The organism is Microvirga sp. HBU67558 (assembly GCF_018069605.1).
Classification (GTDB): domain Bacteria; phylum Pseudomonadota; class Alphaproteobacteria; order Rhizobiales; family Beijerinckiaceae; genus Microvirga; species Microvirga terrae.
In genome coordinates this window covers 1-241 of the sequence record NZ_JAGPUP010000035.1, presented here as the reverse complement: position 1 = coordinate 241, position 241 = coordinate 1, and the positions used below count along the sequence as shown (strand labels likewise).

The 241-nt window shown below is 66.8% G+C and carries 1 pseudogene; it reads right to left on the bottom strand.

Features of this window, described 5'->3' with window-relative positions:
• Positions 1-241, bottom strand: a pseudogene (locus KBI52_RS00130) (ABC transporter permease); the annotation flags it as partial.

Genomic DNA, 241 nt, shown 5'->3' with positions numbered 1-241 from the left:
GCAGTGATGTCCAGAGCGGCAGGACCACCGCGAGCAGGAGAACCGACCGCTTCCACCCGGTCAGCGAGGCTGCAAGCATCGCGTAGGGAAGCCCGATGACCGCGCAGGCGACCGTCACCATGGCGGCGACCATTAGGGTGCGCAGCATGATAAGGCGGTGTGCCGAGACGTCCGCAGCCTCGGCCACGATGCTGCCCGACGTGTCGCGCTTCAAGTCGACGGCCGCGAGGATGTTGCGATC